General features: G+C 35.7%; 14 protein-coding genes. 7 read left to right on the top strand and 7 right to left on the bottom strand.

Annotation, left to right across the window (positions count from 1 at the left end):
• Position 1: 1 nt before the first annotated feature.
• The gene (truB, locus tag RBH94_RS04325) at positions 2-703 is read left to right on the top strand and encodes a tRNA pseudouridine(55) synthase TruB (RefSeq protein ID WP_307882536.1); all 702 of its coding nucleotides are present in this window, start codon (positions 2-4) and stop codon (positions 701-703) included.
• A gap of 45 nt (positions 704-748) precedes the next feature.
• Positions 749-1,474, top strand: a complete 726-nt coding sequence (locus RBH94_RS04330) for a hypothetical protein (RefSeq protein WP_307882537.1) — start codon at positions 749-751, stop codon at positions 1,472-1,474.
• On the opposite strand, the gene RBH94_RS04335 is transcribed toward RBH94_RS04330, so the two are convergent.
• Complete coding sequence (locus RBH94_RS04335; protein ID WP_307882538.1) at positions 1,458-2,075, bottom strand: thioredoxin family protein; 618 nt, start codon at positions 2,073-2,075, stop codon at positions 1,458-1,460. The two genes, RBH94_RS04330 and RBH94_RS04335, sit on opposite strands and share 17 nt — an antisense overlap.
• 95 nt (positions 2,076-2,170) lie before the next feature.
• Here RBH94_RS04335 and RBH94_RS04340 point away from each other — a divergent pair, with 95 nt between their 5' ends.
• Together RBH94_RS04340 and RBH94_RS04345 are read left to right on the top strand one after the other, a co-directional pair.
• On the top strand, positions 2,171-2,737 hold the full coding sequence (locus RBH94_RS04340) for a DNA-3-methyladenine glycosylase I (RefSeq protein ID WP_307882539.1): 567 nt from the start codon (positions 2,171-2,173) through the stop codon (positions 2,735-2,737).
• Positions 2,738-2,811: 74 nt separating this feature from the next.
• Complete coding sequence (locus tag RBH94_RS04345; protein WP_307882540.1) at positions 2,812-3,498, top strand: DUF2490 domain-containing protein; 687 nt, start codon at positions 2,812-2,814, stop codon at positions 3,496-3,498.
• A 14-nt stretch (positions 3,499-3,512) separates the two neighbouring features.
• On the opposite strand, the gene aat is transcribed toward RBH94_RS04345, so the two are convergent.
• The 3 genes from aat to RBH94_RS04360 all read right to left on the bottom strand — a co-directional run bounded on the left by aat (position 3,513) and on the right by RBH94_RS04360 (position 5,491).
• Positions 3,513-4,136 (bottom strand): leucyl/phenylalanyl-tRNA--protein transferase, encoded by a 624-nt coding sequence (gene aat, locus RBH94_RS04350; RefSeq protein WP_307882541.1) that lies wholly within the window; start codon positions 4,134-4,136, stop codon positions 3,513-3,515.
• A 71-nt stretch (positions 4,137-4,207) separates the two neighbouring features.
• On the bottom strand, positions 4,208-4,585 hold the full coding sequence (locus RBH94_RS04355) for a DUF3127 domain-containing protein (protein WP_188222906.1): 378 nt from the start codon (positions 4,583-4,585) through the stop codon (positions 4,208-4,210).
• 36 nt (positions 4,586-4,621) lie between these two features.
• The gene (locus RBH94_RS04360) at positions 4,622-5,491 is read right to left on the bottom strand and encodes a flavin reductase family protein (RefSeq protein WP_307883136.1); all 870 of its coding nucleotides are present in this window, start codon (positions 5,489-5,491) and stop codon (positions 4,622-4,624) included.
• A 116-nt stretch (positions 5,492-5,607) separates the two neighbouring features.
• Between RBH94_RS04360 and RBH94_RS04365 the strand changes: the two genes are divergently transcribed.
• Positions 5,608-6,759 carry a PAS domain-containing sensor histidine kinase gene (locus RBH94_RS04365; protein WP_307882542.1) on the top strand — a complete coding sequence of 384 codons (1,152 nt, stop codon included), beginning with the start codon at positions 5,608-5,610 and terminating at the stop codon, positions 6,757-6,759.
• Positions 6,760-6,762: 3 nt separating this feature from the next.
• The gene (locus RBH94_RS04370) at positions 6,763-7,113 is read left to right on the top strand and encodes a hypothetical protein (protein ID WP_307882543.1); all 351 of its coding nucleotides are present in this window, start codon (positions 6,763-6,765) and stop codon (positions 7,111-7,113) included.
• On the opposite strand, the gene RBH94_RS04375 is transcribed toward RBH94_RS04370, so the two are convergent.
• Entirely contained in the window at positions 7,108-7,497 is a 390-nt protein-coding gene (locus RBH94_RS04375; RefSeq protein WP_307882544.1) for an HIT family protein, read from the bottom strand. The two genes, RBH94_RS04370 and RBH94_RS04375, sit on opposite strands and share 6 nt — an antisense overlap.
• 88 nt (positions 7,498-7,585) lie before the next feature.
• Complete coding sequence (greA, locus tag RBH94_RS04380; protein ID WP_188222901.1) at positions 7,586-8,059, bottom strand: transcription elongation factor GreA; 474 nt, start codon at positions 8,057-8,059, stop codon at positions 7,586-7,588.
• A gap of 157 nt (positions 8,060-8,216) precedes the next feature.
• On the opposite strand from greA, the gene RBH94_RS04385 reads away from it, so the two are divergent.
• Complete coding sequence (locus RBH94_RS04385) at positions 8,217-8,651, top strand: hypothetical protein (protein ID WP_307882545.1); 435 nt, start codon at positions 8,217-8,219, stop codon at positions 8,649-8,651.
• Between the two features lie 49 nt (positions 8,652-8,700).
• Here the strand turns inward: RBH94_RS04385 and RBH94_RS04390 are convergent, their stop codons facing one another.
• Positions 8,701-10,950, bottom strand: a complete 2,250-nt coding sequence (locus RBH94_RS04390) for a TonB-dependent receptor (protein WP_307882546.1) — start codon at positions 10,948-10,950, stop codon at positions 8,701-8,703.
• Between the last annotated feature and the right edge of the window lie 115 nt (positions 10,951-11,065).

Raw genomic sequence — 11,065 nt, forward strand, 5'->3', positions numbered from 1 at the left:
TATGAACTCACTAGAAGCATTCCAAGCGGGTAAAGTATTACTCATAGACAAACCTCTAAACTGGACCTCGTTTCAAGTGGTTAACAAACTGCGCTGGGAAATAAAGCAAGCCTTTAAACTGAAAAAGATTAAAGTAGGTCACGCCGGTACATTAGACCCTTTAGCCACTGGATTATTGGTGATTTGCACAGGTAAAATGACCAAACAAATCGATTCGTTTCAAGCGCAAATAAAAGAATATACTGGGACCATTGTTTTAGGAAGTACGACACCGTCTTACGACTTAGAAACTGAAATCAACGAGACCTTTCCGACAGAGCATATTACAGAAGATTTAATTAGAGAAACCACCAAACAGTTTATTGGAGATATTGAGCAATACCCGCCTGTTTTTTCCGCATTAAAAAAAGACGGCAAGCGTTTATATGAATTTGCACGTGCTGGTGAAGATGTTGAAATTAAACCTCGAAACATTAATATCGCTGAATTTGAAATCACTAACATTAATGGCTTGGAAGTTGATTTTAGAGTGGTTTGCAGCAAAGGCACCTATATTCGTTCTTTAGCTCACGATTTTGGAAAAGCGCTAAATTCCGGCGGCCATTTATCAGCGTTAAGGCGTACAAAAATAGGTGATTTTGATATTAAAGAAGGAGTAAGCATTGAAGACTTCATAAGTTCGCTAAACAACCAAATTGAGTAATTTTACGTATATTTCGAGTAGAATCACCCAAAAAAACAACTCGATTTGCGCCTAACACATCAACATAAAGCCCTACTCATTACGCTTCTTATCACAGGAACCGTCATCCTTTTTGTATTCAATCTTCACTTAAAACAGCAAAGCGAACAAATAGCAGAAAGCTATTATGAAATGGAGCCTGAAGAGGAATTAACTGAAGAAGAAATTAAAGTTTTGGAAGCTTTAGAACAACTACAAGGCAGTAAAGCGGAAACCAATCAGGCCTTTAATGAAACTGACAACAGCAAGCATTTTGCTCAAGCCTATAAAACCATAGCACCTCCCGAAGATTACGTACCGAAAACCAATACTAATACAGATACCGGCGACAGTGATAACACAAATGCTTTAGGTGAATATTTTTCGGAAGATAAAGCGATAAAACAAGAAGAATTATCGGCCTTCAATAAAGTAAGTGACCTTCTAAAACAGCAAAAAAGCGAAGGCGTTAACAAGAAGAGTACCATGAGTTACTCTCTTAAAGACAGAACGCACAACTTTATGCCTACCCCAATTTACCTATGTGAGGAAGGCGGAAAAATTGTTGTTAATATCACTGTAAATTCGCTAGGCACTGTTACCGAAACTTCTATAAACGGGTCATCGACTTCAGACAATCAATGCCTGAAGGAACACGCTCTGGAATATGCCAGAGAAGCCACTTTTAGCGAAGACGCTTCGAAGCCTTCACAAGTCGGAACAATTACCTTTAACTTTATAGGCAAACCTTAGATTCTAATCCACATAGTATTTCGGTGACATCATTAACAATATTTTGTCCTTTGTCACTATTATACCAATGCTGTAAATCTTCTTTAAATTCAGGAGTCAATTTTCCATTTTTAGCAATAAACCGCTGTACATATGTCGTTGCCTCTGTTGGTCTTGGACCATAAGTATTTAACACTTCACCTGTATTGTCGTCAATAATAATTACCATGGGTATGGATCGTGCACCCTTAGTTAAAAAGGCATCCATCAAATCTGGATTTTCATCACGAAGCACCACACGGTATGTTATATGTGGGTTAACATCGGCAATCTTTTTAAGTACTGGCAAAACATGAGCGGCATCACCACACCAACTCTCAGCAATAACCAACCAGGTGATATCTTGAGTCAACTTAGAAATACGCTTTTGAGAAACCTCAGGTATTTTTATCGTTTTATCCCAACGTTTCATACGTCTGTCATTAAGTTTGGTAAAATCTTTATGACCTTCGGTTTGTTCGGATCCTGTAGTCGAATGCTCTTCGGCTAAACGTTTTACTAAATCTCTGTATGCCTCATACGACATACTACGATCTAAACTGGTTTTTATTATTGACTTCATAGTTTGTGCTATTATCTGGGACAAAATTAGATGGTCACTCCTTCATTTAAAATGATTTTTGTCATACTTTTACATAAATCCTTACAGAAAATACAATGAATGAAAAACACAGATGTGGCTGGTGTGTTGGCGACCCACTTTATGAAGCCTACCACGATGAAGAATGGGGCGTTCCTGTCTATGATGACGCCACGCTTTTTGAGTTTTTAATTTTAGAAACCTTTCAGGCCGGACTAAGTTGGATTACCATTTTAAGAAAACGTGAAAACTTCAGAAAAGCGTTTGATAACTTCGATTACAAAAAGATAGCGAATTACGAGCAATCTAAAATAGATAGCCTGCTGGAAGATGCGGGCATTATAAGAAATAAACTTAAAGTAAAAGCTACTGTAACCAATGCCCAAGCCTTTATGGTTATTCAGGAAGAATTTGGAAGCTTTAGTAAATATATCTGGAGTTTTGTGAAGGATACACCTATAAAAAGCAAAATTAAAGATTACAAAGAAGCTCCTGCAACAACCCCCATAAGTGATACCCTAAGTAAGGATTTAAAAAAACGAGGGTTTAAGTTTGTTGGCTCGACAGTTATTTATGCCCACATGCAGGCCACCGGCATGGTTAACGATCATGAGGTCAATTGTTTTAGATATAACCAAGTGTAATTTAGTTCTCCTATCTTTGCTAAAACTCTTTTTATGGTATTCAAAACCCAAAATAAGACCGGTGTTTAAAGCTTATGAAATTAAAATATCTTTTTCTTTATATCGGCCTCTCCTGTTTTATTCATACTATAAAAGCACAAGAACAAGATCATTCTGGAATACTTGGAGAGACTTCATTTGTACTAAATTATAGTGCAACAAGCAACTACAACATAAGTTTCACAAGTCGTTCTCGTTATTTTTTGTTCGAGAACAAAACATTTGGTTTTCAGCAACAACAGTTAGATATTTTTCACATGTCTACATTCACTCTTAGCTCTTCAAACCGCATTGGAGTAGGACTTTATTATAGACACCGTGATGTTTTTGAATCTGGAAGTGACGAGCTTCGCTTTATGCAGCAGTTTAAATACCAAAAACATAAGGCCAGAGTTAGTTTTGGTCATCGTTTTAGAACCGAACAACGAATTTTAGAATCAAAAACTATTTTTAGACAGCGCTATAGGTTTTCTGCTAATTTTCCGATTAGCGGTCATAATGAAGACGTTGAAGCTCCTTATGTGTTATGTTATTTTGAAGGGTTATTAAGTTTAAGTAAACCTGATGCTCCCGAAATCGATCAGCGTACTGCCGTGTATCTCGGCTGGCATTTTGGAAAGCAACTAAAGTTTAAAACCGGAATTGAATACAGACTAGAACGCTTCAATCTAACCTCAAGAAATTATCTTTTTTTCTTAAACACCTTAAGTCTATCTATTTAAAAAAACTAAAGTTTTTACAAATACTTTAAAAATTTAGATCTCGGAATATCTTCTGCTCCCAAACTTTCCAGATGATTGGTATGTACCTGGCAATCTATTAATTTATAGTTACTGTTTTGAATAAAAGTGATGAATCCTACTTTACTGGCATTGCTCACTTTTGAAAACATACTTTCCCCGCAAAACACGCCATTTCCTAAATCGACACCATACAAACCGCCAACCAAAACTTTGTCCTGCCACACCTCTACAGACTTTGCATATCCCAATTCATTAAGTTTTATATAAGCATCAATCATATCGTTGGTGATCCAGGTATCATCTTGTCCTTCACGCTTTATTTTTGAACACGCCTGCATTACTGCTTTAAAATCTTTATTAACAGTAACATTGAACTTTTTATTCCGAAGGACCTGACGCATACTTTTTGAAACCTTCAATTTTTCAGGATACAATACAAAACGCGGATCGGGTGACCACCACAAAATGGGTTCATCCTCACAATACCATGGAAAAATACCAGACTGATAAGCAAACAACAAGCGCTCTGTTGACAGATCACCACCTATAGCCAATAAACCATCGGCACTGGCTTCGCTGTAATCGGGGAACCATAAGTCTTGGTTTAAGAAATGCATCGTCTTTGTATTAAAACAAAAAACCTCAACATTTATTTAATATTGAGGTTTTTTAAATTCATTATTACGTCTTAGAACGGTAAATCGTCGTGATCGTCTTCATTTAAGTTTCCTGCTGGCTCAAATGCATCCATTGGTGGTACCGGAGGTAAATTTTCTCCTGAACCTTCAGCTTGTAAGGCTTCAATTCTCCAGCCTTGAATAGAGTTGAAATATTTTGTTTCTCCTTGTGGGTTTACCCACTCTCTACCACGTAAGTTAATACTAATCTTTACCTGTTGTCCAACTTGATAACTGTTTAATAAATCAGTTTTATCCTGCACGAACTCAACCATAATATGTTGTGGGTACTGCTCTTCAGTAGTTACAACAATTTCTCTTTTTCTAAACCCATTACTTCCAAAAGATTGAGTTTCTCCAATCATTTTAATTCTTCCTTGAACTTCCATGTATTTCTATTTATTCAGATTTATACTCTATTTACTCTAACTTAATAATATTTTCCAAGCGCTATCGACATCGCCATAACTCAAATAATTTTGAGCCAGTTTATGTTTCTCTCTGTGCGAGGCTGATTTTATATTCGGATAACGCTCTCCTAAATCAGCTACAAATGTCATTACCTCTTCTTTACCTGGTAAAGCTTCTACATTGGCTAACATCCCCAAATCGTTACCAGTTAAAACCATACTGTTTTTTATATCTTCAGGCAAACAATCTACTCCTATTCCAACGGTTGCTAAGGGCTTTGGTATTTCAAAAAAACCTTTATTGGCTCTCGTATAATAACTTCCTCCAGCTCTGGCTACCAAATCCAGTTTTTCCTGGATTACTTTACCGTTTTCATCTAAAACGTCTTCGTCAATATGAAATTTTACAACTTCACAGATAATTAAATTACCGGCTCCACCTTCGGTTCCCAAGGCAATAATATCGTTAACCTTACATTCCATTTGCACCGGAGATTCCGCTACACGAAATGGCTTTACAATATCCGATTTTAACATGGTTAAACCTGACTTTTCAAACTCATTTACACCTTCTGGAAAATCTGAACTCGATAAAGACATCTGCTGAACCATATCGTAATTTACCGCATTGATAACCACTTCCCGAGTAGCTTCAACATTCTTTAATGTATGTTTAATTGTATTATCCCTAACACGACGTGATGGCGAAAAAACCAATATTGGCGGATTCGACCCAAATACATTAAAAAAACTAAACGGCGATAAATTTGCACGGCCATCAGCATCAATAGTACTGGCAAAAGCTATAGGTCTTGGTGCTACTGCACTTAACAAATAACCATGTAACAAACTGGTTTTTATATCTTTCGGATCTATAGACAGCATCTCGTTTTGTTTCAACAAATGTAACTAATCTAAATTGTAACTAAAAACCAATTTACTAACAAGTTAAACAATAATATTAACAGATTTGCATTATATTAGATACTAATTAAAAACGCATGATTTTTACTAAATATAGTAATACACTACGCTGGGTTATTGTTACCGCTTCTTTTATTATTGTTTCCCTTATTTTGTGGAAAACCTATGAATTTTTTCAACATTTTAAAGAAGAAGAACGCACCAAAATGGAAAACTGGTCGTTTGCTCAAACGGAATTTATTAACTCTGATGACGATGCTACTAACCTCGACCTTACCCTTAAAATTTTAAGTAGCAACAAAACTACACCCATGCTGGTTATTAATGAAGATGGTAGCTTAGGTAGTTTTAATAATTTGGATGAAACAAAAATTCAGGATTCACTATACGTACAGAAACTAATCGCAAAATTTGCCGAAGAAAACCGACCAATTCCGGTAAAACTTGGAAACACCATTGCCAGCACCATTTATTATGGTAATTCACCTCTTTTAAACAAGCTTAAATATTACCCATTGGCGTTATTACTAATAGTCTTTTTATTTGGAGCTGTAATTTTCTTTTTCTATCGAAGTAATAAAAATGCCACCCAAAACAAATTATGGTCGGGTATGGCTAAAGAAACAGCGCATCAAATAGGTACGCCTTTATCTTCTTTAATTGGATGGACAGAAATCTTAAAATCTGAAAACGTCAACCCGAGTTATATCGCTGAAATAGAAAAAGATATAGATCGCTTGCAAACCATAACCGAACGCTTTAGCAAAATTGGCTCAATTCCTACCTTAGAATTAGCAGATATTAAAAAAGAAACCTTAGAATCTTTCGATTATTTAAAAGCGCGTGCTTCCAAACTAATTGATTTTGAAATCATTATGCCTAAAGGAAGCATTTTAGTAAATTTGAACACACAACTTTACAGTTGGACCATTGAAAATCTGGTTAAAAATGCCATTGATGCCATGAAAGGCAGAGGAAAATTAATTATTGAAATTGATCAGATTGATAGTATTGTAAAGGTTAATGTTACTGATACCGGAAAGGGTATTGCCAAGAAAGACTTTAATAAAATCTTTGAACCTGGTTACACCACGAAAAAACGCGGATGGGGATTGGGGTTATCGCTAACCAAACGTATTATTGAAGACTTTCATGATGGTAAAATTAAAGTTTTACGCTCTGAAAAAGATAAAGGCACAACTATACAAATAACTCTTAAACGCGCTTAAGCTATGGCAGAACAATACATCAAAATTAAAGCTGTTAACCTTAACAATAATTGCCCGGAATGTTATAGTACCGAAGGTTTAAAACTCACATTTAAACAAAAATTTATAGAAACTAATTTCTATAAATCTATTACATCAGATATTAAATACGAAATGGATTGCAGTACATGCAACATGCCAATTTATCCTGTAAAATGGACTCAAGATATTGAGCGTGTGTTTGAATACCATAAAAGAGGATTTACTCCTAAACAGGCTTCAACCCACTTAAAAAAAGCAACTTGGCTAGTCATTATTACAGGTATATTTATCGCTCTATCTGTAACAGCTGGCATTCTATTTTACACCCTATAATTCGGCTTTAATTTTTTCGGCTACAGCTTCAAAGTCTTCTTTTGTATGGGGTACCTTTTTAATAAAACGGGCATCTTCCATGCTTGTTAATGGTATTAAGTGTACGTGAACGTGAGGTACTTCCAACCCGATTACAGAAACTCCAACGCGTTTACACGGAATTGCCTTTTCGATGGCTATCGCCACTTTTCTTGAGAACTGCATTAACCCCATATAAGTCGGTTCGTCTAAATCGAAAATTTTATCAACTTCCTTTTTAGGAATACAAAGCGTATGCCCAGAACTATTAGGGTTTACATCTAAAAATGCTAAAAAATCATCGGTTTCTGCTATTTTATAACAAGGAATTTCTCCGTTAACTATTTTTGTAAATATTGAAGCCATAATATTAAGAATGAGAGGTTGTAAATATAAAAGATTCCTAACTAAATTTAGCTAGGAATCTTTTTTAAACGTTGATTTTATCTTTTAGTTATCTCGAAATTTCAATTATATCGAATTTCATTACACCATTCGGCACCTGAATTTCAGCAACATCGCCAACCGACTTCCCTAATAAGCCTTTACCGATAGGTGAATTCACAGAAATTTTACCTGCTGCTAAATTGGCTTCGCTTTCTGCGACTAAAGTGTATACCATTTCCATACCATTGGTCTGGTTTTTAATTTTCACCTTGGACAATACTAAAACCTTAGAAGTATCTAACTGCGACTCATCAATAATACGTGCATTAGATAATACTTCTTCTAGTTTAGAAATCTTCATTTCTAATAAACCCTGAGCTTCTTTTGCCGCATCATATTCTGCATTCTCACTCAAATCTCCTTTATCTCTAGCATCGGCAATAGCCTGAGATGCTTTGGGGCGTTCTATATCTTTAAGTTGCTTTAACTCGTCTCTTAATTTCTTTAATCCTTCCGGTGTATAGTACGATACTTTACTCATAACTTCATCATTTTATAATTAAAAACACTGAAAATGTGTTTATCGATTTTCAGCATAAAAAAAATCCCGTTTTCACGAGATTGAGTAACAAATATACAAAATATTTAACTCAATTTGCTTTTTGTTGTAAATTGCATGAGAATATTTTGCGAATTTTATGAAGCTTCTTATAAATTTATTAGCCCTTATAATATTGGTATCTTGCAGTAGCGACGACATTATAAAAAACCCATATTTGCCGGACTACAAATTCAACACCAATAACTTTATTGACACGCGATTGCCGCAGTACAACCTGTTACAAGTGCCGGGTAATTATGTGATTTTAGATGGCTACGGAATAAATGGCGTTGTTTTATTTTATGCCGGAGGAGATATCTACAACGCCTTTGAACTTTCAGATCCTAATCATGCTGTAAGTAACTGCTCTAAATTAACTATTGATGGTATTATAGCATCTTGCAGTTGTGATGATGGTAACTCCTATGATATTCTATCTGGCAACATGGCAGAAGGCACCACCGGACAATATCCTTTGCTGCGTTACAATATTGAAGTTAGCGGATATATTATTCGAGTTTACAACAATTAAAAAACGCCCCGAGTACGGGACGTTTTCTTTTTCATAGCAATTTCTGTTCTTAGAACTTTAAAGTCATTCCTAATAGAAAATTAATTTTAGCCTGAGGATAATAGAAATTTTCTGTTATTGCATCATCAGTAGAGCCTTGTGGCCTGTAATAGTAGCTGTAAGTATACCCATTTGACACATACTCGTTATCAAAAATATTATTCACCAATAGGTTAAAAGCTATTTCTTTAATCCAGTTTGGTTGAATTTTATACGATGCATTAAAGTTATTTACAAAATAAGCATCCATGCTTTTGCTCTCGCTTGATGTATTATCTAAATATTGCTTTCCTACATATTTAGAAATGAAAGCTAAATTTAAATTATCAAGAGGTGTAAAACGTAAAGTTCCGCCAGCTACAACGTTTGGAGAAAATGAAATATCTGTATCTTCATAAGATGTGGTTACTGCTTCATAAGAGACAGTTTCCCATGTATTAGGGTCGTATTGCGTGTCGTAAACTACATAGTCGAAATCTTTTATTTTATTCTGACTAAAGGTCGCATTCGCATCAAAACGCAACCTATCTGAAAACTTATAACCAGCCTGCAACTCAACACCTGCTCTATAACTCTCCTTAACATTTTCGCGAATAGGGTCTCCAACATTATCTAAATCTCCCGTCAACACCAACTGGTCTTTATAATCCATATAATACAAATTGGCTGTTGCGTAATAGTTTGTGGTTTTGAGCTTATACCCAAACTCGTAATCGTATAAACGCTCCGGTTGAGGCAATACAGGATTCTTCGTTAAATCATCACGATTCGGCTCTCTGTTAGCTATGGCTAATGACCCATAAACCGAATTATAATTATCAATAGAATAGGTTAATCCTACTTTTGGATTAAAGAAATTATACGTTTCTGAAACATTAATAGGAACCAAATCTGAACTCAATCCGCTAGACTTATAATCCACTCCTCTATACTGCAAATCGGCAAATAAAAACCAGGTGTAATCTAGAGTATACTCCGCTTTTAAATAGGCATTGTAATCATTCTTTTCGCCTATACTGGTATAATAATCAGTGCGAATTGGTACAGAAACAGGAAAGGAGTCCCAAATTAATTCCCCAAAATGATCGCCATCGTACTTATTATAACCACCTCCTAAATATAAATTTAGATTATCCTTTTTATAGTTGAACGAGGACACAATAGCATAAAAATCATTATCTAACCAACGGCGTCTAATCACATCGCCTTCTTCATCAGCATTGGCACTATTAGGAAAATAATCACCAACAGCTTCACCATCCTTATATTGCTCGAAATAGCCTTTTCCGCGTGTATAATTCCCCGAAAGGTTAGCTGAAAAATGATTATTAAACTGATGAGACATATGCAATTGATAATGTGTTTGCTCGTAATGATCAATCTCGTTATCGTAGGTGTAATAGTTATATGTTCTCCCAGAATTCAGTAAATTTTCAGCTTCTGCCTCCGACGAATAATTTCTATCTATAAAATCCTGAATACCTTGTGCATCACCTTTTACAACAGCTTCCGGTGTACCATACCATGATTGATACGTTTCTTCTTTACCACCAAAGACAATACCTTTAATGGATGTTTTTTCATCTAAATAACCACCTTCCACATAATAGGACGATAAATCTGAAGACGCACGATCAATGTATCCATCACTCATAATTTTAGACAATCGCCCCTCTGCATAAAATCCGTTTTTCAATCCAGAACCTAAACTAATATTATGTTTACGTGTTCCGTACGACCCAACCACATTAGTTGTGGTCGCATACCCTTCTGTAGATGGGTTAAGCGTTTTTAAATTCAGACTTGCTCCAAACGCACCTGAACCATTGGTACTGGTCCCTACACCACGTTGCAACTGAATATCTTCAACTGAACTCACAAAATCAGGCATATTTACCCAGAAGGTCCCCTGACTTTCGGCATCGTTATACGGAATACCGTTTATGGTGACGTTAACCCGAGTCGCATCAGTACCACGCACACGAATACCCGTGTAGCCAACTCCTGCACCGGCATCGGAAGTGGTTACCACCGATGGCAACTGGTCTAACAAAATGGGTAAATCCTGCCCTAAATTAGTAGACTCTAAATCTTTTTTAGAAATATTTGAGAAGGCCACCGGCGTTTTATCTTTTGCCCGGGTGGCCGAAAGCAACACTTCGTCTAATTTTTCAACTTGTGTTGAATCTTGATGTTGTTCTTGAGCATTAACCTGAAAAGTTAACACCAAAGCAGTTAAAACAATAAATAAATGTTTCATTACGATTATGACTTTATAATCGAATAAAAAGAGGTTATTATTCTTAACTAATTTGATTAAAATGTATTGATAAATAAATTTATCCAAACAGCGATTATCTATTCGCCTCCCTAAA

The organism is Aestuariibaculum sp. YM273, assembly GCF_030908365.1.
In the GTDB taxonomy this organism is placed as follows: Bacteria; Bacteroidota; Bacteroidia; order Flavobacteriales; family Flavobacteriaceae; genus Aestuariibaculum; species Aestuariibaculum marinum.